General features: G+C 36.1%; 21 protein-coding genes. 7 read left to right on the top strand and 14 right to left on the bottom strand.

Annotation, left to right across the window (positions count from 1 at the left end; translation table 11 throughout):
- Positions 1-6: 6 nt before the first annotated feature.
- The 3 genes from OC526_RS07155 to OC526_RS07165 form a co-directional block, all read right to left on the bottom strand.
- Positions 7-891, bottom strand: coding sequence for a carbohydrate ABC transporter permease (locus OC526_RS07155; protein WP_262123115.1), 885 nt, complete (start codon positions 889-891; stop codon positions 7-9).
- Positions 891-1958, bottom strand: a complete 1068-nt coding sequence (locus OC526_RS07160) for an ABC transporter ATP-binding protein (RefSeq protein WP_262123117.1) — start codon at positions 1956-1958, stop codon at positions 891-893. Before OC526_RS07160 ends, OC526_RS07155 begins: the two co-directional genes overlap by 1 nt.
- 153 nt (positions 1959-2111) lie before the next feature.
- Positions 2112-2807, bottom strand: coding sequence for a zinc metallopeptidase (locus OC526_RS07165; protein WP_262123118.1), 696 nt, complete (start codon positions 2805-2807; stop codon positions 2112-2114).
- A gap of 158 nt (positions 2808-2965) precedes the next feature.
- On the opposite strand from OC526_RS07165, the gene OC526_RS07170 reads away from it, so the two are divergent.
- Positions 2966-3511 carry a LemA family protein gene (locus OC526_RS07170; protein ID WP_262123119.1) on the top strand — a complete coding sequence of 182 codons (546 nt, stop codon included), beginning with the start codon at positions 2966-2968 and terminating at the stop codon, positions 3509-3511.
- Between the two features lie 23 nt (positions 3512-3534).
- Positions 3535-5319 carry a DUF2207 domain-containing protein gene (locus OC526_RS07175; protein ID WP_262123120.1) on the top strand — a complete coding sequence of 595 codons (1785 nt, stop codon included), beginning with the start codon at positions 3535-3537 and terminating at the stop codon, positions 5317-5319.
- Positions 5320-5545: 226 nt separating this feature from the next.
- Here OC526_RS07175 and OC526_RS07180 read toward each other — a convergent pair whose 3' ends face one another.
- Positions 5546-6193, bottom strand: a complete 648-nt coding sequence (locus tag OC526_RS07180; RefSeq protein ID WP_262123122.1) for a potassium channel family protein — start codon at positions 6191-6193, stop codon at positions 5546-5548.
- A 9-nt stretch (positions 6194-6202) separates the two neighbouring features.
- Complete coding sequence (locus OC526_RS07185) at positions 6203-7552, bottom strand: TrkH family potassium uptake protein (RefSeq protein WP_262123123.1); 1350 nt, start codon at positions 7550-7552, stop codon at positions 6203-6205.
- Positions 7553-7690: 138 nt separating this feature from the next.
- On the opposite strand from OC526_RS07185, the gene OC526_RS07190 reads away from it, so the two are divergent.
- Both OC526_RS07190 and OC526_RS07195 read left to right on the top strand, forming a co-directional pair.
- Positions 7691-7996 (top strand): hypothetical protein, encoded by a 306-nt coding sequence (locus tag OC526_RS07190; RefSeq protein ID WP_262123124.1) that lies wholly within the window; start codon positions 7691-7693, stop codon positions 7994-7996.
- A gap of 36 nt (positions 7997-8032) precedes the next feature.
- Entirely contained in the window at positions 8033-8224 is a 192-nt protein-coding gene (locus OC526_RS07195) for a ferredoxin (protein ID WP_262123126.1), read from the top strand.
- Positions 8225-8269: 45 nt separating this feature from the next.
- Here the strand turns inward: OC526_RS07195 and OC526_RS07200 are convergent, their stop codons facing one another.
- Positions 8270-8725: a hypothetical protein gene (locus tag OC526_RS07200; RefSeq protein WP_262123128.1), complete on the bottom strand. Its 456-nt coding sequence runs from the start codon at positions 8723-8725 to the stop codon at positions 8270-8272.
- A 75-nt stretch (positions 8726-8800) separates the two neighbouring features.
- On the opposite strand from OC526_RS07200, the gene OC526_RS07205 reads away from it, so the two are divergent.
- Positions 8801-9307 carry an LURP-one-related/scramblase family protein gene (locus tag OC526_RS07205; RefSeq protein WP_262123130.1) on the top strand — a complete coding sequence of 169 codons (507 nt, stop codon included), beginning with the start codon at positions 8801-8803 and terminating at the stop codon, positions 9305-9307.
- Positions 9308-9316: 9 nt separating this feature from the next.
- Complete coding sequence (locus OC526_RS07210; RefSeq protein WP_262123132.1) at positions 9317-10339, top strand: M42 family metallopeptidase; 1023 nt, start codon at positions 9317-9319, stop codon at positions 10337-10339.
- A 311-nt stretch (positions 10340-10650) separates the two neighbouring features.
- On the opposite strand, the gene OC526_RS07215 is transcribed toward OC526_RS07210, so the two are convergent.
- The 5 genes from OC526_RS07215 to OC526_RS07235 all read right to left on the bottom strand — a co-directional run bounded on the left by OC526_RS07215 (position 10651) and on the right by OC526_RS07235 (position 17015).
- Positions 10651-10941: a GIY-YIG nuclease family protein gene (locus OC526_RS07215; protein ID WP_262123134.1), complete on the bottom strand. Its 291-nt coding sequence runs from the start codon at positions 10939-10941 to the stop codon at positions 10651-10653.
- Between the two features lie 576 nt (positions 10942-11517).
- On the bottom strand, positions 11518-12531 hold the full coding sequence (locus tag OC526_RS07220) for an NAD-dependent epimerase/dehydratase family protein (RefSeq protein ID WP_262123136.1): 1014 nt from the start codon (positions 12529-12531) through the stop codon (positions 11518-11520).
- A gap of 3 nt (positions 12532-12534) precedes the next feature.
- Positions 12535-13140: a DJ-1 family glyoxalase III gene (locus OC526_RS07225; protein WP_262123137.1), complete on the bottom strand. Its 606-nt coding sequence runs from the start codon at positions 13138-13140 to the stop codon at positions 12535-12537.
- A 1550-nt stretch (positions 13141-14690) separates the two neighbouring features.
- Complete coding sequence (locus OC526_RS07230) at positions 14691-16097, bottom strand: hypothetical protein (protein ID WP_262123138.1); 1407 nt, start codon at positions 16095-16097, stop codon at positions 14691-14693.
- 384 nt (positions 16098-16481) lie between these two features.
- The gene (locus tag OC526_RS07235; RefSeq protein ID WP_262123140.1) at positions 16482-17015 is read right to left on the bottom strand and encodes a hypothetical protein; all 534 of its coding nucleotides are present in this window, start codon (positions 17013-17015) and stop codon (positions 16482-16484) included.
- A 1522-nt stretch (positions 17016-18537) separates the two neighbouring features.
- Between OC526_RS07235 and OC526_RS07240 the strand changes: the two genes are divergently transcribed.
- On the top strand, positions 18538-19392 hold the full coding sequence (locus tag OC526_RS07240) for a hypothetical protein (RefSeq protein WP_262123141.1): 855 nt from the start codon (positions 18538-18540) through the stop codon (positions 19390-19392).
- A 718-nt stretch (positions 19393-20110) separates the two neighbouring features.
- Here OC526_RS07240 and OC526_RS07245 read toward each other — a convergent pair.
- From OC526_RS07245 to OC526_RS07255, 3 genes are all read right to left on the bottom strand, one after another.
- On the bottom strand, positions 20111-20788 hold the full coding sequence (locus tag OC526_RS07245; RefSeq protein WP_262123142.1) for a hypothetical protein: 678 nt from the start codon (positions 20786-20788) through the stop codon (positions 20111-20113).
- Between the two features lie 77 nt (positions 20789-20865).
- Positions 20866-24927: a hypothetical protein gene (locus tag OC526_RS07250; RefSeq protein ID WP_262123144.1), complete on the bottom strand. Its 4062-nt coding sequence runs from the start codon at positions 24925-24927 to the stop codon at positions 20866-20868.
- Positions 24928-25056: 129 nt separating this feature from the next.
- Positions 25057-25740, bottom strand: a complete 684-nt coding sequence (locus OC526_RS07255; protein WP_262123146.1) for a peptidoglycan amidohydrolase family protein — start codon at positions 25738-25740, stop codon at positions 25057-25059.

Below are 25740 nucleotides of genomic sequence, written 5' to 3' on the forward strand. Positions count from 1 at the left end.
CCCCTCCTATTTTGTAAGTTTTTCTATGATTTTTCTTTGAACAAAGGTTAAGAGCAAAAGCATCAGGAATAGTAAAACTGCAGCTGCCATTGCTTGTCCATAGCGGTATTCTACATAAAATTTATTGTAAATATAAAACACGGCAGTCACAAGCCTATTTCCCACCCCCGCCTTTCCATTAAATAAGGCAAAAACTTCGTTATAAACCTTAAAAGCTTGGATGAAGCTTGTTAAAAACAAAAATGTTATAATTTTGGAAAGGGCTGGTAGGGTAATCCTAAAAAATTGCTCAGACTTGCTCGCTCCAAAAGTTTCCGCTACCCTATAATAATTTTTATCAATCCCCCTAAGGCCTGACAAAATAACTATGATATTAAAGGCTAGGCTGTTCCATATTCCAAAAATGATCAATGCTGGCATATTGTAATTGCGATTGTTCAAAAAATCAAAAGGCCCTATGCCAAATATTTCAAGAACATAATTGATAAATCCATATTGACCATGGAAAAGATATCTAAAAACAATCCCAATGGCAATTACTGATGTAAGATAGGGAATAAAAAATATAGTCTCAAAAAACTCAGATCCTTTGATTTTTTCATGCAAGATTAGCGCTATAATCATTGAAATTATAAGAGACAATGGCACAACCGTAACTGCATAAATGAAGGTATTTGTCATAGCAAGTTTAAATTGTGGGTCCTTAATTACCACAGGAAAGTTTGTAAATCCGATAAAAGTAGGATTTAGTATGCTATTTGACTGGGTTGACATTATAAATGTTCTAAAAAGTGGATAAATTGTAAAAATGCCTATAAAAATGATTGCTGGCAACAAAAATAACCATGCCCTAGGCGAGTTTTCAGCCCTATAAGTCTTTTTTTTATCCATTAGTAAACTCTCTTTCCATCTTCTTCAAAAATGTATATAGAAGAATAATCGATATCTAAGCTGATAGTATCTCCTGAACTTATTTTTAGTTTACTATCTGCAATCACCCTAGAAGCAATACCATTTATAGTAAAATGCAATATCATATACCTGCCAATCATCTCGATATTTTCAACCTTTACTTTCATCCCCTCTTTGGCAACCTTAAAATGCTCGGGACGAATGCCGACTAAGTATTTTTTATCAGCTAGTTTTTCTTTAAAACGTCCTTGGTCAAGTTTTGTCAAATCCATGTTAAAATCAGGGCTAGAAAGAATATTTTCATTTTTATTCATCTCATAGACATTGATGATAGGACTTCCGATAAATTTTGCTACAAATAGATTGGCAGGTTCTAAGTACAAATTTTGTGGTATATCGTATTGCTGGATGACACCATCATCCATAAGAGCGATATAATCAGAAATTGACAGGGCCTCTTCTTGGTCATGGGTTACAAAAATAGTTGTAACTCCAACATTTTTTACAATATTTCTAATCTCCTCACGTATTGATAGGCGCAAGCGTGCATCAAGATTTGAAAGTGGCTCATCCATCAAAAGTATTTTTGGATTTTGAACCAAGGCTCTTGCAATTGCAACCCTTTGTTGCTGGCCACCAGATAATTGGGCAGGCTTTTTGTCCTTATATTCTGAAATATAAGTTAGTTCCATATATTTTTGGGCAAGTTCATTTGCCTTATTTTGGCTAACTTTATTATCCCCAACGGTTAAGGGAAATGTTATATTTTCAAGGACTGTCATGTGAGGATAGAGGGCATAATTTTGAAAAACCATACCTATATTCCTATCCTTTGGATGTAGACCTATTATAGACTTATCGTCAAATAAAATATCCCCACTGGTAGGATCAAGAATTCCTGCAATAATATTTAAAATAGTGGACTTCCCACAACCAGAAGGTCCTAATAGAGTAACAAGGGCTCCGTCAGGAATTTTAAGATCAATATCCTTTAAAGCTTCATAGCCATTTTCATAAATTTTCTGTAAATCTCTAATTTCAATCATATATTCCTCAAGCTAGTTTTTTACTAATATATCACTTCTTTGTAATCATAAGGTAAAATTTTTGTAATAAACATATAAAAAACCGACCATGATATTGGTCGGTTTTATAAAAATTTGGTCTGCAATTTCTATTAGATTGGAGCTTATTAAAATTTAATCCCTATTTCTATTGCCAAATAGCAAAACCATCCTTAAAAATTGTAGGGCTGTGGCAAGGGTTGCAGCTACATATGTGAAAGCTGCTGCTTTTAGCATACCTGCAGCATGTTGGTTTTCTTCCCCTACTAGCATTCCAGATTCTTCTAGGACTGCAAGCGCACGTCTGCTGGCATTAAATTCCACTGGTAGGGTTACTATTTGGAAAATTAAGGTTAGGGCAAATAATATTAGTCCTATGTCTATTAAATTTTGTTTAGCCAAAAACATACCTATTAGTAGGATTGGCATACTAAGCTTTGATCCAAAATTTACCGCTGGCACTAGCCAAGATTTTAATCTTAAGGGTGTATATCCTTCTTTGTATTGGATTACGTGGCCTAGTTCGTGGGCAGCTACTGCAACTGATGCAATCGATGAATCATTTATAGATTGGGGAGAAAGTGCTACTTCCTTGGTTGCTGGGTTAAAATAATCTCCCATAGCATTATTTATTTGCTTGATTTTAATATCATTGTATCCCCTAGTGTCCAAAATATAATCAGCAGTTTGCTTTCCAGTGATATGTTTTTGGGTTTTGATTTTGCTATATTTATTAAATGCTCTTTGTACATTTGCCTGAGCAATCATTGTTATGATTAGACCGATAATTACTAAAATATAAGTTCTATCAAATCCATAATAATAAGGCATAATATTCCTCCTTGACTTTTTTATATATTATACCCTTTATCTTTAATAATTTAAATACATGTTTAATTTTTCTTAATTTTTACTAAATATTTGCAAAGATTTAGTTTAATTATAAAAAATAAGGATATAAATATATTAAATATATATAGGAGGAAAATATGGGATATATAATTTTAATTATAGTAGTATTAATCGTTTTAGCTATAGTTGGCGTTTACAATTCACTTGTACGCAAGAATGAAATGGTAGCAAATGCCATGAACCAAATCGGCACCCAACTCCAATCCAGATGGGATGCCTTAAATAATCTAATCGATGCAACAAAAGATTATGCAAAATATGAAAGTGAAACCCTAGATAAAATAACAAAAAACAGAACAGGTGTTAACAAAAATTCTAGCCCTGCTGATGTAAGTCGCGAAGAAAATGAATTTAAATCTGCCCTTAATCAATTTTATGCAGTAGCAGAAAATTATCCAGACTTAAAATCAAGCCAAGTTTACAAATCAACCATGGATTCTATCAACAAATACGAAGACAATGTCCGTCATTCTCGTATGATCTATAACGATACAGTAACATCTTTTAATAGATATATCAAAAGCTTCCCACAAAATCTTTTTGCAGGAATGTTTGGTTATGGAGAAAAAGATTATTTCAAAAACGAAGAAGTAAGTAATCAAGCTCCAAAATGGAATAGCTAATTAGCCCAAATAGGAGGCTAATAATGAAAAAATTTAGCAAAAACTTATTAAAAATTTTTCTTTTATCACTCGTACTTTTTATACCAAAAATAGCATTTGCCGACCAAATCTATAATATCGACATAAATGTAGATATTGATGAAAATGGTATAGGCCATGTGAGTGAAACTTGGAAAACCAAAGAAGAAAACAAGGATGCCACAGAAAAGTTTAAGGTTATTTCAGATTTACAAGATATAAAAATAACTGACTTTAAGGTAAGTGCAAACGGACGCGATTTTGATGAAAAAAATCCCTGGGATATTGATGCAAGTTTTGACCAAAAAGCCTACAAATACGGAATGATTGAAGAGGGCGATAAGGTAGAACTTTGCTGGGGTATTAGCCAATTTGGAGAAAATACCTACAATCTTTCTTACAATATAAATCCCCTAGTCGTAGGATTAAATGACTATGACATGGTTTATTTTAGATTTATAAAAGAAAATCTAGAGCCAAATCCAGATAAAATTTCTATAACTGTCAATGGCTATGAGCCTTTTGACGAGGAAGTTTTGATGTGGGGTTTTGGTTTTGAGGGAGATGTGCATAATAAAAACGGATCTATACTTGCAGAAAGTAGTGGAGATGTAAATTATGGGCAGTTGATGCTACGTTTTCCAAAGGGGACTTTTGATACATCTTACAAGATAGACCAAGATTTTGATTTTTATGCAAATATGGCCCAAGAAGGCTCTGATTACGGGAGCAATGAAGATACTTATGAAGATACTAGTGAAAATAATGAAAGCGTAGGTAAGTTTTTTAATCCTTTCATGTTCTTTTCATTTTTCCCACTAGTTAGCTCATTGATTGGCCTTGGTATATTTACAGTGATAGTTAAAAATATTGCAGAATATGAGGGTGGCAAATACAAAATCCTAAATAATAAGGTCCTTGAAAAACCAAGTAAGTTTAAAGACCAATATTTTAGAGAAATTCCCTATGATGGCAATATCGAAGACACTTATTTGCTGGCAACAAGCGCCAAGGGCTCTGATATAACTTTTGAAAACTATCTAAATGCATTTTTGCTAAAATGGATTTATGAAAATGCCATCAGCTTTGGTGAAATCGAGCAGACTTTTTTGATATTTGATAATACAAAATCATATATATCAATCAATCACCAGCCAAAAGATATGAGTCCTATCGAAAAAGATTTTTTCCAAATGCTAGAGACTGCTAGCGAATATACAGATGATGGAAAAATAACTCAAAAACATATAGAAAAATATATGAGAAACAATTCCTCCGCTAGTGAGAGGTTTTTTAAAGAATTTAATAAGCAATCACTAAAAAATCTTGAAGAAGGCGGATATTTAACAAACGACAGGAAGAAAAAAGCCCTAGCTGTATTTGCAAGCGAACCTTACAAAAATCAAATTAGAGTGACAAATAAGGGCATAGACCTTTACGAAAAATTTTTCAAATTTAAAAACTACCTTAAGGATTATTCGCTAATCAGCGAAAGAGATGTAAATGAAGTAAAACTTTGGGATAGCTTTATGATATATGCTGCTATCTATGGCATAAGCAAGGAAGTTTATAAAAACTTTACTGATATATATCCAGAATATGAAAACTTAAGTGTATTTGACTATTATATGATTTCAACTATAAATACCTATTCGTCAAATATATCCTCTGCCGCATCCAATACTCTAAGCAGCTTTGAAGCTGGCGGTGGCGGTGGTTCATCATCCTTTGGCGGTGGTGGAGGCGGATTCGGTGGCGGATCTGGTGGAGCTGGCGGTGGCAGCCGTTAGAAACATAAAAATAAGCACAGAAAAAGGGCTAGTATCTAGCCCTTTTTCCTTTTAGAAAAGAATAAGTTAGTCCTAGTTTTCTAAAGGGAAAACTTTTAAGGAATTAATAATGAAAAACCTAGCTATGTAATAGCTACTTATATTATAGCATAAAAAATAATTTATGCAAACATTTTCTCAAAAATATTTTTCTTTTTTTATTAGTTGCTAAATCAAAGCCCTTAACCTATTCTTGTATCCTATTAGCGTTTTCATTTGATCCGATTAATACTATTGTATCATTTTCCTCAATCAAGGCATTTGGATCAAAATCTATAATCATATGGCCATCTCTTTCAAAGGCAACCACGTTCATTTGGTATTCTTTTCTAAAATCTAGGTCTACTAGGCTTTTGCCAACCCATTTTTTGCGAGCCTTTACCTTTATAAGAGAAACTTCATCCGAAAATTCTATAACTTCCATCAAAGTTGGGCCAGAAAGAGCCTTTGCAAGTCTTTGAGCAGTATCAAGCTCTGGGAAGACAATCATATCTGCCCCAATTTTCTTTAGAATCCTAGCATGGGCTACACTTGATGCTTTTGCAATTACTTGCTCAACACCGCTGTCTTTACAAATCAGAGTTGCCTCTATAGATGCCTCTAAATCTGAACCTGTAGCTATAATTGCAATATCAAAATTATTTATCCCTAGGGATTTCATAGCTACTTCTTCTGTTATGTCAGCCTGAACAGCATTTGAAACCGAGCTTGCTATTTTTTCTACCAAATGATAGTCCAAATCAACAGCTGTTACATATATATCGCTTTTAGCTAGTTCAACTGCAACAGCACTACCAAACCTGCCTAGTCCTAAAACTATTATATTTTTGTCCATATTTTTCTCCTAACCTATGCTTATAAATCCTTCTGGATATTTTATCAATTTATCATCTGATTTTAGTCCAAATGATAAGGCCATAGTCATCGGACCAATCCTACCCAAATACATACATAGACCAATAATAACCTTTGATGCACGAGTAAGTTGGTCTGTAATCCCCCTAGTGGTACCAACTGTACCAAGGGCTGATACTGTTTCAAAAAGTATATCTATAAAATTAAATCTCTCCCAAGTAGAAATAGTAAAACTTACCAAAATTACCAAAAATAAGGAAATCATAAAGATTGATAATGCTTTTTTGATAGTGTCGTTGCTTATACTCCTATTAAAAACCACAGGTTCTTTTTCATTTTTTATAACAGAAATAACTGCCAAAATTAAAACAATAAAGCTTGTAGTTTTAATACCCCCGGCTGTTGAACCTGGAGAACCACCCACAAACATCAGGCTTATCAGTAGCAAGGAAGTAGAGCTCCTAGACTGGCCAATATCTATAGAATAAAATCCTGCTGTCCTTGCCGAAACTGATTGGAAAAATGAAATCAGCATGGCATTGCCCAATCCTTCGCCTTCTAGGATACCGCCCCTGATAGACTCTAGGGCAAAAAAACCTAAGCCCCCTATCACAATCAATGCTAGATTTGTAAGCAAAACTAATTTTGAATGGGTGGATAATATTTTTAACTCTCTTTTATTATAAATCTCACTGGTAACCATAAATCCAAGACCACCTATGGCAATTAAGGCCATGATGGTTAGATTGACCAAATAATCATGACGTAGAGGATAAAGTGAATCCCCAAGTATATCAAAGCCTGCATTACAAAAAGCAGAGATGGAATGGAAAATAGCAAACCAGATCCCCTTTATAAAACCATAGGCAGGGACAAATCGGATTGCCAAAAGTAGGGCTCCCAGCCCCTCTACTGCCAAGGTAAAAAATAAAACATATCTAAAAAGACGCAGAACTCCAGACATGCTTTCGATATTTAATTGCTCCTTTAAAATAAGCCTTGACTTTATCCCAATTTTTTTTCTAAGTATCAAGGGAATAAGCGATGCCAATGACATGACACCCAAGCCCCCAATTTGAATCAAAATCAAAATCACGACTTGACCAAAAGTATTCCAATGCTCGGCAGTATTTACTGGCGAAAGCCCTGTTACGCAAGAGGCACTTGCAGCAACAAAAAAAGCATCCACAATCCTAGTGCGTTCTCCACTTTGGGTTACAAAAGGTGTAGATAATATAATGCCTCCAATAGTTATTAAAATTAAAAAACCCATCGTCAAAATTAATGGTGGTTTGTCAGTAGCTTCATCAATTATTCTTCTTAAAAATTTCTTTTGCATTTACTTGCCTTTCTCAAATAAATAGTCCTATCCAGACCCCTTAAAGCAATTTTATATTTTATAAAAACATTTGTCAAAATATATTTTTACCACAAATTATGGGTAAATGCTACATACAAAACAAATTAAGGAGGCAATATGAAAAAATTAAAAACTATAGCAAAGATATTTTTGTTAAGTATCCTTATTTTTTTGCCAACAAAAGTATTTGCAGATGACTTTCACCAGATCGATCTAAATGTAGATATTGATAAAAATGGTATAGGAAGTGTCAAAGAAGAATGGCAAATCAACGAAACTGATAATGATTTTACAGAAAGATATAAGAAGTTTGAAAATCTTAAGGGAATAAAAATCGAAAATTTCTATATATCTTTAGAGGGGAATGTTTTGGTGGTGGCGGCCGTTAATAAATTAATTTTTGAAAATCAATTGGGTATATAAGTATTGAAAAATTTTATAATATTTTAGGAGGTAAATATGAAATTTTTTGTAGACCAAGATGAATGTATCGGATGCGGTATGTGTGAAACAATCTGCCCAGACGTTTTTTCTATGAATGATGATAATGTATCAGAGGCTATAGAAGGCGATATTCCAGAAGAATTTATAGATGCTGCCCTAGAAGCAGAAGAATCTTGCCCAGTAAGCTGTATATCACACCAAGAATAATAGATAAAAAAGGTCTAAAAAGCAGCTTGCTTTTTAGACCTTTTTTTACTTATAAATAACTGGCACATTATTGTCCTTAAAAATTTTAAGGATTTGATCCTTTTTCTCAATTGGAAAACGCCATGTATCAAGAGAATTGGAATTGATAACAAGGGTAAAAACTGCTTGGTCATCATCAGTGGTAAAATTGACCTGTTTTAGGTCAGAAAATTTGTGTTTTTGGTTGATAAAAGAAATATTGCCTTGGAAAATAAACCCATCAGCTAAAAATCCCCTATTAAATCTTGCCGCTACGACATAAATTGACATAACTATGCACATGATAAGAGTTTCTTGAATCTTAAACTTGACAAAATAGGCAAAGGTAAAAAATATTATCCATATAAACAAGATAGAAATAATATCCATTTTGTTGATATTAGGTCTTAGGATAATGTCCTTGCCTTTATAAAAAATGACTCCAGCAAGGATTAGAAAAACTGCCGTAACTAGATAAATCATATGTACCCCCAATTTGTTAATTCTTACAAATATTATATAATAGAAAAAAGCTTAAAGGAAGTAAAGGATAAATTTATGAAAAAATTATATTTTAAGGAAAAATTTTTCAAAATCACTGACCATTATCCAATTTTGGATGAAAATGGCAGAGAAGCCTACTATCTTGACCAAGATTTCACCCTTATAAGCTACAAATCAGCAGTAAGTGATAAAAATGGAAATACGATTTTAAATATCGACCGCGAAATATTAGCATTTTTCCCAAGATATACCGTTTCATTTGCTGACGGGTCTTCAATGGTTATCCAGCAAAAATTAGAATTTTTCAAACACAGGGTCCATGTTTACATGGATGATGAGACCCTAGACCTAGTAGGAAATATCTTCCATTATGATTTTGACATCAAAAATGGAGATGGCCAAAATATTGGAGCAGTTCGCAGAAAAATATTTACCCTGACAGATAGCTATGAACTAACAATCATTGACGAAAAATACACAGAGGAACTAATGGCCCTTGTCATTTGCCTAAATAATATGATAGACCGTGAGCAAGCATCAGCTGCTTCAAGTGCAAACTAAGGAGAAAAAATGAAAGAAGATATTTTAAAATATATAGAAGAACTTTGTAATACCCCATCACCAACAGGCTATACCAAAAGAGCTGAAACATTTTTGATAGAAGAATTTAAGAAAATGGGCTATGAACCCTACCAAAGTAACAAGGGCAATGTAATAGTTCCAATCAAAAAAGGAGATGAAAACGGCCTACTAATGTCAGCCCATGTCGACACATTAGGGCTAATGGTTCGCTCTATAAAATCAAACGGTAGACTTAGAGTAACCACCCTTGGAGGATTCCCCCTAGCATATGCTGAACAAGAAAATGTGACAATCATCACTAGAAGCGGCAAAGAATTTTCCGGAGTTTTAAGAATAAATAACCCAGCAGTCCATGGATCATCCGACCCAAGAGAGATTAAGCGTGATGATGTCAACATGGAAGTAGTTATCGATGAGATTACAAATTCAGCAGAAGATACAGAAAAACTTGGAATATCAGCAGGAGATTTTATAGCCCTAGACCCAAGATTTAGGGTAGACAATGGATTTGTGAAATCCCGCCACCTAGATGATAAGGCAAGCGCCGGAGTTTTGATGGCCCTTGCCAAAGAAATAAAGGAAAAAAATATAAAAATAAATCGTCCACTCTACTTTGCATTTACAATCTATGAAGAAGTAGGCCACGGAGCAGCAAGTGGCCACCCAGCCGGCATCACAGATATGATAGCAGTTGATATGGGAGTAGTTTATGATGACCTAAAAACAGACGAAACAAAGGTATCAATCTGCGCCAAAGACAGCTCAGGCCCATACAACTTTGATTTGACAAATGAGCTAATAGCAAAAGCAAAAGAGAAAAATATAGACTACGCCATAGACATCTATCCATTCTACGGATCAGACGCCTCAGCAGCAGTAGCAAGCGCCAACGACTTCCGCCACGCATTAGTAGGAAGCGGAGTAGCAGCAAGCCACGGATACGAAAGAACCCATGTAGATGGGCTAAATGGACTTTATGAGTTGTTAAAAGGGTATTTGGAAGAAAACTAGGACAAAAGTCCTGGTTTTTTTGTGGGGAAATTCAGGTTTTTTTATTTAAATTGCGAAGCCGAAGGATCTACTGGGAATATTATTATCCATTTCGACTAAGCGAGTGGAGCGGAGCGCATGGAGAAATCTGTGTTTTACTGTTTTGGACGCTTCGCTGGATCTCTCGGCTGCGCTCGAGATGACAAGCAATTTAGAGATTGGCTATCCCCTAGTTTGTCATTTCGACCGGAGAAAATCTTTGATTTTCGGAGTGGAGAAATCTAGCTACTGCGTACTTATTTTGGTTGATATATATTTATCTATTTTTCCCACTACCTCCATTCTTTCAACAAATCTTTCCATTCTGGATTTTGCATATTGACCAGTCTATCTTTCTTATGCCTACTCCATTTTTTAAGTTGTTTTTCTCTAGAAAGTGCAGCATATATATCTGTGGTGGATTCTACGTAGACTAATTTGTAAATATTGTATTGCGATGTAAATCCATTTGCTTTCTTCTTGCTATGTTCTTCCATGCGTCGGTAGAGGTTATTGGTTACACCTATGTAAAGGGTGGAATTGGTGTAATTTGTGATCATGTATACATAATATAAGCGTTCCATTCTTGCTCCTTTGGTTTTTTATATTTATAGCCAAATATTTGAGTGGATACTCATTTTTTATATAGGATTTAGATAATGATTGCGCTCACGCTAGATCTCTCCGTGCGCTGCGCTTAGTCGAGATGACAGAGGACTTAGAGAATGATTATCCCCCCTGTTTGTCATTTCGACCGGAGAAGTCGTTAGACTTCGCAGCGGAGAAATCTGTTTTGAATTTAGTTGACGCTTACGCTAGATCTCTCCACTCCGCTACGCTACGGTCGAGATGACAGAGGACTGGGAGAATGATTATCCCCTAGTTTGTCATTTCGACCGGAGAAAATCTTTGATTTTCGGAGCGGAGAAATCTTATCTTTTTTTCTGCTCTCCGCTTGCCATTCTGGGGATTATATTTATCCATTTCGACTAGACGAATGAAATGGAGCGCATGGAGAAATCTGTGTTTTACTGTTTTGGACGCTGCGCTGGATCTCTCGGCTGCGCTCGAGATGACAAGTATTTAAGGGATTGAATATCCCCCAAAATTGTCATTTCACCCCAACAAAAAAAGAGGCTCTTGCCTCTTTTTTTCCTTCTTTATTTCTTCTCAACATTTCTAAAATTCGAAGCCCTCAATGTCTCATCTATGGCTGCTTCTGCGTTTTCTTCTCTTACTCTTAACTCATCATAGGCTATGCTTGTTGGGATTTTGAATTCCATGCTGTTTGCTCTTAGCATATTTACTTGTCTGATGCCGTGTTCTATGCCTTGGCGATCGGTTAGTTTTTCGTCTTCTTTGTAGGCCTCTTCTAGGTCTTCGAAGCTCATTACTTTTAGTTTTGTAGTTTCTGTTTGTCCAAGCTCTTCTAGGATTTTTTTGTAAAAATCTTCATAGCTTATATATCCAGTTGCAACTGCATAAGTTTTTCTATGCTTGCCATTTTCTAAGGCACTTATGGCTGCTTGGCCTACGGCACTTGCTGTGATTGTTGCAAATCCTCCGCTGGTTACTGGCATAAATTCTTGATTTCTAAGCATATCTACAAACATTGACCAAAGTGGTACTTTGCCTGGCATTGTGCCAAATATTTGTGGCAGCCTTAGGACAGATACATTCATTGCCCCCTCTCCTGCATACATTGCAGCCTTTTCTTGGAGGAGTCTGGTTTCTACATAAGGTTCTTCTTGGTAGAGATTTTCTCTTAGATACTCATTTTTTTCTGCAAATTCTGATGTATATGATCCAAATAGAACGAAGTTTTTAACCCCTGCTTCTTTGGCTAGTCTTGCTATCCTTTCAGTTGGCAATACATTTTTGTCATAGAAAAATTTCCTAGCTGGCTTTTCTGGGACTATGCGTTCATCAACCCCGCCTGCATAGACAAAAGAATCGCAACCACGTATCATCTCAACTATTTCCGCATCTGATAGGGCAAAAAAGTTTTGGACTATAAAGTCTACATTTGCATCGTCATTAAATTTTAATTCGTCGGGCAAATCCACCACATCCACAGTCCTGACCGCATAGCCACGGTCCACTGCTTCTTTTATAGTGTGATAACCCAAAAATCCTGCCCCGCCTAGGACAAAAATCTTATTTAATCCATTCATAGTCTATTCTCCATCATTAGATAAATAATCATACGAAATGCCATAATATTTCTCAACAGCCTCGTATTGGGTCCCGTGATTTAGCTCTTTTACAGCATCCGCCCCCTTAATAATTTCTACAAGACGCATTGCAAGATAAACAGTCACAGCAGCCCCACGGCTGGTTGTGATATTGCCGTCAGTTACGACTAGCTGATCATCTACATATTCCTTGCAATTGTCAATATCATCTTTCATGTCCGGAAAAGATGTGGCTTTTTTGTCTGCCAAAACACCCGCACGGTTTAGGACAATAGGCCCTGCACAAATGGCCGCAATGATTTTATCCTCATCATTAAAAGTTTTTACAATGTCAATGACACGATCATCATCACGTAAAGCTTCCGCACCCTTGGTGCCACCAGGGATATAAAGCCCGCCAAAATCTGTCGGATTGATGTCAGAAATATTGGCATCCGCTTTTATAATGATATTTGATTTTGTAGTAATATCAGTGCCATCGTGGATAGAAACAGTAGTCACATCAATATCAGCACGACGCAAGTAATCAATAACAGTTATGGCCTCCACATCCTCGCATCCATTTGCTAAAAATACAAGAAATTTCATAAAATAAGTCCTTTCCTTTAATAAAACTAGGGTTTGTAAGTCATGGTTCTTTATTGATATATACCCAATTGGGAAAGATATTTGCTAAATGTTTTTTTGATTAATTTGTTTTTTTGTTGCGGAGTTTTGGGGAAGGAAGGAGTTTAAGAGAACTTTCTATCCATTTCGACTAAGCGAGTGGAATGGAGCGCATGGAGAAATCTGTTTTTTTATTATAAATTTTTTTGGTTATAAAGGTGATTTTTATATTTACTTTTATGCTTCGATTATTGGAGGGCCACTTTAAGGGGGTTCCGATACCCCCTACAAAGTACCCTCCAAACCACCCCGCAAACTTCACCCCTAAACGGTCCCTGCGCGGGATGCGTTTTTTATGGTAGGAATCGCTTCGCGATATCCGTTTGAGGGAATAGTGTTGGTTGCCAAAGCAACCTTTTTTTTGTATTTGCGCTTCGCTAGATCTCTCGACTACGCTCGAGATGACAAGCAATTAAGAGATTGGCTATCCCCTAGGTTGTCATTTCGACCGGAGAAAATCTTTGATTTTTGGAGTGGAGAAATCTTTTCTTTTTTTCACTTTCTTACTCTTTTGTCATCCTGGGAATATTATTATCCATTTCGACTAAGCGAGTGGAACGAAGCGCATGGAGAAATCTGTGTTTTTCTTTTTTGGGCGCTTGCGCTGGATCTCTCGGCTGCGCTCGAGATGACATTGGCTAGGAGAATGTTTATTCATCAGATTGTCATCCTGAGCGGAGTGTAACGGAGTCGAAGGATCTCCTGGGGTTTTTATTAATTTTGTTGCGAAGTTTAATGTGAATACTCATCTAGGAGACCCTTCGGCTGCGCTCAGGGTGACAGTGGGGCTTGAACATTTTTTGATTGCGGAGTTTTGGGGAACGAAGGAGTTTAAGAGAACTTGCTATCCATTTCGACTAAGCGAGTGGAATGGGGCGCATGGAGAAATCTTTTATTTTTTCACTTTCTTACTCTTTTGTCATCCTGGGAATATTATTATCCATTTCGACTAAGCGAGTGAAACGGAGCGCATGGAGAAATCTGTGTTTATTTATTATGGACGCTTTCGCTGGATCTCTCGGCTACGCTCGAGATGACATTGGATAGGTGTATGCTTATCCACTTGGACTGCGCGACATCTGACCTACCAACAATCCAGCTTTGCTTCTTCGTTCTAGTTTTTATTGTATCCATAAAAGCCGGCTTCAGAACGAAATCTGAGATTTCTATTTCGCGGCATTTGACCTTCCTCGATTTTTTTGCTCCATTTTGTTCTATCACGGTTTACACTCCGTCGGCTTGCTGACGAAGTTGCTTTGCAACTTTGAAACACCGCGACATCTGACCTACCATCAATCCAGATTGCTGGATTGGGTTAGGTCATAAAAAAATACTCCCACCTTTTTTGGTGGGAGCATTTTCAAGTGAGTACCGCGGTTACTATTTTTTTAAATTTTTAAAGTCTTTTCGAGTGCACTCTTATTTTGACTTTTATTATTTAATTGTTTAGCTTAAATAACTATTGGTTATAATTAGTTATTTTTTTTGCTTGCTGCGTAAGCTACTGAAGCTGCTGCTAATACACCTGCAACGCCAGCTACACCAGCGATACCTGTTTTAGCGTTTGAACCAGCTTTTTTGTTAGCTGCTTTTTCTTTAACAACTACTTTTTCAACAACTTTTTCTTCTTTTTTGTCGTCGTCTTTTTTGTCTTCTTCTTTTTCAGCTGGTTTTTCTTCTTCTTTTTCAGCTGGTTTTTCTTCTTCTTTTACTTCGCCATCAAGTTTTTTCATTTCTTCTTGTATAGCTGCTGTGTTGTTGTCTAATTCTTCGATTAGAGCGTCAACATCTTCGTTTGTTGCTTCTGCAGCGTATGCTGTTGAGATGAAAGCAACTTTTTTGTTAGCTTTGATTAAAGCTTCAGCTTTAGCGATAGCTGCTTTTTGGTCAGCTACTAGAGCGTCAAGTTTAGCCATGTTAGCTTTTGATGTGTTTGGCATTACTGATTTAAGAATTTCAACTGCTCTTAATGTTTCGTTAGCTTTGTCGATTGAAACTTGAAGTGCAGCTAATTTTTCTTCTGTAAGACCTTCTTTAACTTCTGGAGTTTTTTCAACGATTGTGATACCTTTGTCTGTAGCTTCTACAACAATGTTGAATGCATCAGCAAATGTTCTTAATTGTCCAACTAATACTAGGTATTTACCTTCAATTGTGTTGTATTTTTTGCTTGCTGCATCGTATTCTTCTTGAAGTCTATCTTTTTCGTAAGAAGCTGCTGTGTATTCTCTGTAGATTTCTTGAAGTGTTTTAACTTTTGAATCCACGTCTTTTAATTCATCATAAGCTTTGTGTAGTCTGTCAAGAGCTTGTTCGAATTCACCTGGTTGACGATCTTCTTGTGCTTTTTTAATTCTGTTTGTTCCATCAATTTTTGAACCTTCAGTTACTGGACCATAACCATTGTCAAGGTAAGCTTTAACATCTTCTGGTTTTACTTGAGTAGAATCATCAAGCATATCGTTTAAGTGGCTAACTGCGATTTCGAAGTTTGTTTCATATCTTGATTTTAATTTTGCACTTAGTTCTTTTTCAGTAAAATCTGTACCATCTTCTTTTTTAATATCAAATAATGTTACAAATTGAGCTCTATATGCTTCCCAAGCTTTGTTGTATCTTTCTTTAGCTGTATCTAAAGCTTTTTTTAAAGCATCGCGGTCAGCTTTTGCTTCTAGGTATTCTGGATAAATTTTGTTTGTTTCATCTAATACTCTTTGGAATTCGATTTTTGTGAATGTTTTTCCGTCATATGTTACTTTTTCAACTACTGAGTTTGGAAGTACTGTTGTGATGTATGTTCCTTGTGCAGCGTTTGCTACTACTGGAGTAACTAATGCGAATGCTAATGCACCTGCTGCGATTCTTTTGTTTAATTTCATTATGAAATCTCCTTTTTAATTTTTTACTATTTTTGTAATTTAAATAGTACTCACTTTACACTAACTATATTACACCAATTTCTACACTTTTGCAACACATTTGGTAAATTTATCAATATTTCTAAAAAATATACTTATAAAAATATTCATATTTGCTCCAAATTTGTAATGATTGTGTAAATTTTAGGCTTTGTAAGATTGGCTAGTGTTTTGTCTTGCCCGGTCCTTTTTAGCAATTTTTCTAAAGTTTGTTTGTCATGCTATAGTATGGCGGACTTTTGTGGGCAATTTTGTTTATAACTATCGATATTTATTGCACTCATGTTAGTGGTTATCACCCATATTTATATTGATAGTTATATTTATTTTAGCAGAATTTTGCTTTTAGTCAAGGTCTGTTTGTTGGAGTTTTGTAACTTTTGGCATGGTTTCTCTGCTTATGGTGGCTTTTAGGGTGTCAAAGGCGCTTAGCCAGTCGTAGGAGACTAGGGCTTGTTCTCGGTAGAACATGGTTTTGGCGTGGTTTTTGTTGGCGTTGAGGGTGTCAAAGGTGTTTAGGGTGGCGATGGTCTCTCCTGTGGTGAGGACTATGGTGGTGTCTTTGATGTGGTCTACATAGGCTACGTTGACGAAGCCTCTGGTTTCTTTGTCGTAGGTGGAGGTGCGGTACTTAAATCCAAAGAAGACGTGGTGGGCGTCGATGACGTAGGGGGTGTTTTTTGTGATTTGGAGGATGTTTTTGATGATGGCATCCATTTGCTTTTTGCTCCTGCCTCGGTGTTTGTAGAGCTGGTTGAGGTAGAGGGTGGGTGTTTGTTCTATTAGTTGAGTGGTGGTTGTGGTGTAGATCCTAGCGCCAATTCCGAAATTTTTGATTTCTTCTGGGAGTATGGCGATTTGGGGGTTGGTGTTTTGCATGGTGGTTCCTTTCTTTTTGATTTTAAATTATTGATTTTATTTTTATTTTGGTTATGTGGGTAATGTTTATATTTAATTATGTACTTCGATCTCTGGGGATCAGGGCGCTAGGGGCAACTAGCCCGTCCGGCTGAGTGAGGACATGCCCATTATGCCCTTCCCCAGACCCCCGACCCATTGCACCCCGTCTGCCACTGCGTGGAGCAATGAGCAGTAGAAGTTCGCTAGCGAATTCTTTTTTTATTTGCGCTTCGCTGGATCTCTCGACTACGCTCGAGATGACATGGTCTGGGAGAATGTTTATTCATCAGATTGTCATCCTGAGCGGAGTGTAACGGAGTCGAAGGATCTCCTGAGGGGGTTATTATTTTTTTGCGAAGTTTAATGTTAATACTCATTTAGGAGACCCTTCGGCTGCGCTCAGGGTGACAGTAGGGCTTTGTGCTCTTTTACGTCTGCCCTCCGCCATGTCATCCTGAAATTATTTATTATCCATTTCGACTAAGCAAGCGAAGCGGAGCGCATGGAGAAATCTGTGTTTTATTTTTGATTTTATTATGGTTATATAGGTAATATTTATCTTTACTTTTATGCTTCGGAATTTGGAGGGCCACTTTAAGGGGGTTCCGATACCCCCTCCAAAGTACCCTCCAAGCTTCCCCGCAAACCTCACCCCTAAACGGTCCCTGCGCGGGATGCGTTTTTTATGGTTGGAATCGCTTCGCGATGTCCTTTTGAGGGGATAGTGATGGTTGCTTACGCAACCTTTTTTTGTATTTGCGCTTCGCTGGATCTCTCGACTACTCTCGAGATGACAAGTACTAGGAGAATGATTATCCCCCTGTTTGTCATTTCGACTGGAGAAAATCTTTGATTTTTGGAGTGGAGAAATCTGTTTTATATTTTTGTGGACGCTCACGCTGGATCTCTCCACTCCGCTTCGCTACGGTCGAGATGACATAGGACTTAGAGAATCATTATCCCTCTGTTTGTCATTTCGACCGGAAAATCCGTTAGGATTTGGAGTGGAGAAATCTTTTCATTTTACTTTCTTACTCGTATGTCATCCTGAGCGGAGTGTAACGGAGTCGAAGGATCTCCTGAGGGGGTTATTATTTTTTTGCGATGTTTAATGTTAATACTCATTTAGGAGACCCTTCGGCTACGCTCGAGATGACTGGGGACTAAAAGAATGATTATTTTTACTTATTGTCGGTGTTTATGGATAATTGTTTACTTTTCTTCGGACTCTTAACGTCTTATATGTCATTTAGTGTACCTCGTTATGTAGGTCTTGTCTATGGTTTTTTGTATGTTTACTTATATAGATTTTTTACTGCGCTTATGGGTGACAGCGGAGTGCTTTGCTGGCTTGGTCGTCTGATTTTTTTATGACACTGGCAAAATATTTATCTAAAACGTCTTAAAATTTTTTGCCCCTAAATTTTTGGGTATAAATCACATATATATAAAGATAAAAAGGATTTTAATAATATTTTCTAATATAATTAAGGAGGAAGATATGGCGGATTTGGATAAGAAGACTGGGGCGGCTCCTGTGGAGCAGAGTAAGGATAGTGATGATATCCTAGATAGTCCTTATGATGACATCCCTGAGGCGAAGGATAAGTCTATTAATGAGCTTAAAGAGCGCAAGCTTGAGCGTGGCCAGGAGCTTTATACTGGTTTTGGCTTTGGTGGTGTGGATGCTGAAGGCGTGGATATTGATCGATTAGGCGCTGATGAGCAAGCTGTTTTAGCTGAAAATGAAAAGGCTCGTGTGGCTAAAGATAATGATAGGCTTGCTGTGAAGACTATTAATAAAGAAGATAATATGGTTTTTGAGCCTGCGACTGATTGCGCGATTGATAAAAAAACTACTGTAAATGTGGGCGAAAATATTGAAAAAAATATTGAAATTAGTAATCAAGCAAATATTGCCCCTAATGAAGTGGCGTCCTATCGTGAAGTCCCTAAGGATACTAGGATTGAGATTAAGGCTGACAAGGGCGATGTGGTTTATAAGGAAGCTGAGCTTGACTATGAGCCAATCAGTAGGGCTATTTATGTGGAAGATGACGTAGATTTTGACCAGCCTAGAGCTTTTGATTTGCATATTAATGTGGAAAGTGTCAATGATACACCGGCTGATTATCAGTTAAATGGAGTGTATTATGGCAATGATTATAGGCAAAATCGTAATTATTTGGCCGCTCCTTATCAAAGGGATGCTTATAGCATAAAAAACCACTACAAGGCTCGTGCAAAATACACAAAAAGAGGCCTACCACTAGGTAAAATCGCCCTTGGTGCAGTGGCCGTGGCTGGTGTCCTATGGCTAGTGAAAGATGATGAGAAAGATGGTTTTTTTAATTAAAATTTGAATAATGTTTTGCTTTGCTGGCTTGGGGGTTATTGATTTTAGGTTTTTTGATAACTTCCTTGGAGGTGGTAATAAGGAAAATGTAGGTTGCTTAGGCAACCTTTTTTTTGTATTTGCGCTGCGCTGGATCTCTCGGCTGCGCTCGAGATGACATGGTCTGGGAGAATGTTTATTCATCAGATTGTCGTCCTGAGCGGAGTGTAACGGAGTCGAAGGATCTCCTGAGGGGGTTATTATTTTTTTGCGATGTTTAATGTTAATACTCATTTAGGAGACCCTTCGGCTGCGCTCAGGGTGACAGTGGGGCTTGTACATTTTTTGATTGCGGAGTTTAGAGATACGTTGGATCCCATGGGATTATATCTTTCCATTTCGACTAAGCGAGTGTAACGGAGCGCTTGGAGAAATCTTTTTTTATTTTTGTGGACGCTCACGCTGGATCTCTCCACTCCGCTGCGCTATGGTCGAGATGACATGGGCTGGGAGAACGAATATACCCCAGTTTGTCATTTCGACCGGAAAATCCGTTAGGATTTGGAGTGGAGAAATCTTTTCTTTTTTCACTTTCTTACTCTTTTGTCATCCTGGGAATATTATTATCCATTTCGACTAAGCGAGCGCAGCGGGGCGCATGGAGAAATCTGTTTTATATTTTTAGTGACTTCAATACAAAAAAAGAGAGGATTTCTCCTCTCCTTATTAATCTATTTAATTATTTTCTTTTTTTAGAAACTGCAAATCCTGCTGATGCTAGTGCTGCTGTCATTGCTACTGCGCTTGTTGCAACTCCTGTTTTAGGGTTGTCTCCGCCCTCTTTGTCTTTTTTGTCGTCTTTATCTTTTTCGTCTTTTTTATCTTTTGCAGGGAAAACTTTGCTTTCATCGTTTGCTTTGTTGTTTTCGTCTGATTTCGCATTGTTTTCTTTAGCTGGGAAGACTTTGTTGCCGCCATCTGCTGGTGTTACTTCTTTGTTGTCTTTGCCTTTATTTTCGTTTTCTTTGGCTGGGAATACTTTGTTGCCGCCGTCTGCTGGGGTTACTTCTTTGTTGTCTTTGCCTTTATTTTCATCGCCTTTGGCTGGGAATACTTTGTTGCCGCCGTCTGCTGGGGTTGTTTCTTTGTTGCCTTCAGCATTGTTTTCTTTTTCATTTTTTGCTGGGAATACTTTTGTGCCACCGTCTGCTGGTGTCACTTTTGAGTCTAGGGTGCTGTCTGTTTTTGTTAGTTCTTTGTCTGAATCTTCTGTACCAGCTACCCCACCTGTTGTTGTGTTTACTGTTTGATTTCCAACGTCTGCTGGGATTGTTTGGTTTGCTGCGTATGCATTTTGTGCTCCAAATCCTAGTACTAATGTTGCTGATAAAGCCGCGGTTAATAATTTTTTGTTCATTGTCTTATTTCTCCTTGTATATTTGTTATTATCATTTTATTGGTATTTACCCATTTTTGCAATTTATAAATCTTCATTTATTTACTTAAAAGGTAGTTGTATTCTGCTAGGGCATAGTTTGCTTGTGCCAATAGTCTTTGTGATTGTTCTAGTAAAGCGTTGATTTTCGCCCTATTTTTGGCTAAAGTTTTTGGGGCAAGGTCTTCTAGGATGCCTATGGCTCTGACTGTTGCTTTGTTTTTCTTAATTGCTGCTTCTATTTTGTCACGTTTTGCTTCTAGGTCGCTTATCTTGTAAGTACCTTTTTTAAGGTATTTTAGATCATCTTTTAGTTCAATTGTGTCTTTTTTTGCAATTGAAGTTTCATTGATTGTAATTGTTGATGGCAGGTAGGAAGGGCTTTCTAATGGCCTATATACTGGGGTTGTGTTGCCAAATATTGGTCTTGTAATCTTTGTGTTTCTTGGTCTTTGACCTTCTGGACTGGTTTTTTCTGGATTTTCCCCATCTGCTGTATTATTTTCCCTGCCATTAGCTGAGTTGTCATCTGTTGGTGTATTTTCAACATTTTCGCTTGCGTCACTACTATCAGTATCGCTATTGTCCGGATCTGGGTTTTGTGGATTGTTTTCTAATTCATTGTCATCATCGACTGGGTCCTCATTGCTAGGGTCTGGATTTTCTATCGGATTATCATCTTGATTTTCCGGTAAATTGCCTGCCTCTTCCTCATTTGGATTTTCTTCAGATGGATCCTTTTCTTCATCTTTTGGTTTTTCTTCTTCTGGGTCTGGTGTGGATGGAGTTTCTTCATTTGAAGGATCTTTTTCTGTTTCATTTTCTATATTTTCATCCACTTGATTTGATGCAATTTCAATTTCTTTGTCAATAGCATATAGATCCACTAGGTCAGCTGCCTTATTAATTTTTTCTAGGAAACTATCCTTTTTGTCTTGGTTAAGGCTTGTAGCAAATAATTTTTCTGCTAAGGCTGTTTTTGCATTTTCTAATTCTTGGCTTGCTTTTTCTTTTTTAGCTTTTTCGTCAGCTAATTTGATATTATTTTCTATCTCCAATATTTTGTCAATTGTCTCTGCTTCTTCAATTTGATTTTCAAAGATAACTTTTTGTTCAGAATTTATGTGTTCTGAACTTTCTAAGCTTTGTTTCGCTTTGTCTTTTGCTTCAGATACTTCTTTTGCTCTAGAAGCTTCTTCTTCAGTTTCGTCTACTTTTTTATTTATTTCAGCTAATTCTTCTAGATTTTCCGCATTACTAATTTCTTCTTCAAATAATTTTACTTGGGCTTCTGTTAGATTTGTTTTTGCTTTTAAGTTTTCTATTGCTGATTCTTTGGCTGCTTTTAAGTCTTCTGCTGTTTTTTCTTTATTAGCAACTTCTACGGCTAATCTTATTTCTTCTTCGATTTTAGCTAGCATTTCTTTTTCTGTAGCTTCTGCAATTTGTTTTTCGAATTCCTCTTTTTGGTCTGGCCTTAAATTTTCTTTTGAATTTAAATTTTCTATTAATGATTTTTTATTTGATTCTAATTCTTGATTTGCTTTTTCTTTTTTAGCTTTTTCGTCAGTTTGGTCAATTTCTATTTGGATAGCTTCTAGTTCGGCTTGGTTTTCTGCATTTAAGATTCTATCTTTGAAAGCATCTTTTTGTTCTGGACTAAGATTTGTATTTTCTAATTTTTCTTCTAAGATTTGTTTTGAATTTGCTAATTCTTGTGCTATTTTTTCTTTTTTAGCTTTTTCGTCAGCTAATTTGATATTATTTTCTATCTCCAATATTTTGTCAATTGTATCTGCTTCTTCAATTTGATTTTCAAAGATAACTTTTTGTTCAGAATCTATATTTTCTGCATTTTCTAAACTTTGTTTCGCTTTGTCTTTTGCTTCAGACAGTTCTTTGGCTTTAGAAGCTTCTTCTTCAGCTTCGTCTACTTTTTTATTTATTTCAGCTAATTCTTCTAGATTTTCAGCATTGTTAATTTCTTCTTGGAGTGATTTTTTTTGCTCTTCTGTTAGATTTGTTTTTGCTTTTAAGTTTTCTATTGCTGATTCTTTGGCTGCTTTTAAGTCTTCTGCTGTTTTTTCTTTATTAGCAACTTCTATGGCTAATCTTATTTCTTCTTCGATTTTAGCTAGCATTTCTTTTTCTGTAGCTTCTGCAATTTGTTTTTCGAATTCCTCTTTTTGGTCCGGTCTTAAATTTTCTTTTGAATTTAAATTTTCTCTTAATGATTTTTTGTTTGCTTCTAATTCTTGATTTGCTTTTTCTTTTTTAGCATTTTCGTCAGCTAGTTTAATATTGCTTTCAATTTCTAATAACTGCTCTACAGTTTCAGCATCTTCTATTTGCTTTTCAAAATCTGTCTTTTGATTAGAATTTATATTTTCTGCATTTTCTAAACTTTGTTTCGCATTATCTTTTGCTTCAGATACTTCTTTTGCTTTAGAAGCTTCTTCTTCAGTTTCGTCTACTTTTTTATTTATTTCAGCTAATTCTCCTAGATTTTCAGCATTGCTAATTTCTTCTTCAAATAATTTTACTTGGGCTTCTGTTAGATTTGTTTTTGCTTTTAAGTTTTCTATTGCTGATTCTTTGGCTGCTTTTAAGTCTTCTGCTGTTTTTTCTTTATTAGCAACTTCTACGGCTANTGCTTCAGATACTTCTTTTGCTTTAGAAGCTTCTTCTTCAGTTTCGTCTACTTTTTTATTTATTTCAGCTAATTCTCCTAGATTTTCAGCATTGCTAATTTCTTCTTCAAATAATTTTACTTGGGCTTCTGTTAGATTTGTTTTTGCTTTTAAGTTTTCTATTGCTGATTCTTTGGCTGCTTTTAAGTCTTCTGCTGTTTTTTCTTTATTAGCAACTTCTACGGCTAGGGTGATTTCCTCCTCGATATTAGCTAACGTTTCTTTGTCAGTAGCTTCTACGATTTGTTTTTCAAATTCATCTTTTTGGTCTTGTGTCAGAATTGTATTTTCTAGTTTTTCTTCTAATATTTGTTTTGAATTTGCTAATTCTTGTGCTATTTTTTCTTTTTTAGCTTTTTCGTCAGCTAATTTGATATTATTTTCTATCTCCAATATTTTGTCAATTGTATCTGCTTCTTCAATTTGATTTTTAAAGTTAGCCTTTTGTTCAGAATCTATGTGTTCTGAACTTTCTAAACTTTGTTTCGCTTTGTCTTTTGCTTCAGATAGTTCTTTGGCTTTAGCAGCTTTTTCGTCAGCTTCGTCTATTTTTTTATTTATTTTAGCTAATTCTTCTAGATTTTCAGCATTGTTAATTTCTTCTTGAAAGGATTTTTCTTGGTCTTCTGTTAGATTTGATTTTGACTTTAAGTTTTCTAAAGCGGAATCCTTGGCTGCTTTTAATTCTTCTTCATTTGATGCGGTTGTTTCGTTTTGGTTTGGTGATTGGTTATCAGTCTCTGTTTCTGTATTTTCTGCTAATTTTTCAGATTTTTTTTGTTCTGCCTTTGCTATAGCTGATTCGTATATTTTTATGTAGTCTTCAGGATTTTCTGTTTTTGATACGGCATTGATTTCGCTTATAAATGAATTCCTTTCTTGATCTTCCAATAATCCTTGGTTTCTAAAAACTCTAATTTGGTATTTGGCATCTGCTATTTCAATGTCGATGTCCCTCCCTGCTGATCTGTAATCACTAAGAAGGTATCTTTCTGGACTTGCAATATTGTCATGATGAAGACGCTGTTTTTCCTTTTCTTTATAATCTTGATCTAGTTCATCTATTTTTTGATTTTGCAGATTTAATTGACTTTTTAAATTATTAATCTCAGTCACAATCTCTATTTTTCTGTCGTTTGAAGGATTGGCCTCAAGCTCGGTTTTAAGTTTTTGAATATTTCTTTCTAGTTCAGTTTTTTTATTTTTTTCACTATTAAGTATTTTTAAAGCTTCATCGCTTATTGCTTTAATTTTTTTATACTCATTCTCAGTTTTGCCTGTAACTATCTCTTGTTTATGAATTAAATTTAGTCTTTTAGTTGCAAAATCAACTTCTGCCAGCTCAGATTCAGCAGCAAATACTAATGGCTTTGTTGGGGCAAATATTAGGCCTAGGGATAGGGCGGCTATTATAATCTTTTTTGATTTCACGGCTTCCTCCAAAGAATATATATGTATTATAACTTTATTGTAGTATATCTTTTTGCCTTTGCCTAGGGTCTAATATATTGCGTATTAGGAAAATTGGGATTTAAGTATTATGTATAAAAAATGGACGGATTATAAATCCATCCATTGATTGCCCCTAGTGTTTTTGTAGGCTACATATCTGCGTCTACCGCTGGTATTTCCAATATAGGAAAGCCAGTGGTATCCATTTGCTATCACTATTTTGTCGTAATTTATCCTTTGCCCTTTATGGTAAATTGCAACTATGTTTGCTTGGGTGCTGGGTGCACTTCTTACATAAGTTGCAGCTTTAACTCTTGCAGTACCTGTCTTGTGTTGGGGCTTTTGCACATTATTTACTATGGGTCTAAAGTATCTTTCACGATTACTTCTTTTACAATCTAGAAAATACCTTAAAAAATTGCTTTCTCCATTGATGCTAACCGTTCCATTTACGGCGTTGCAATGAATAATCTCACCTTTTTTTAAGAATATCCCTGTGTGTCCACCCGCCCCGGCTGATTTGCCTTCTATGCCGCGGATAAATATATCTCCCGACTTTACTTGTTCGTAGGAATAAATTTCCTTTAGAACTGATCCTTTGAGTTTGTAGAGTGTTTCGGTGTTGCCAATGACTGTAGTCTGGGGCAAAAATCCCCCAGCTATCAGTGCAAAATACACAAATGATGAGCAATCCAGGTAGGCTGGCCCCAGCCTTTTGGGATAGGCCATGGAGTAGCCAACCATTCTGTGCTTGCTTTTTGCGTATGCTAACATTTTTTCAATTGAGTCCAT

Source organism: Anaerococcus sp. Marseille-Q5996, assembly GCF_946893725.1.
GTDB lineage: Bacteria > Bacillota > Clostridia > Tissierellales > Peptoniphilaceae > Anaerococcus > Anaerococcus martiniensis.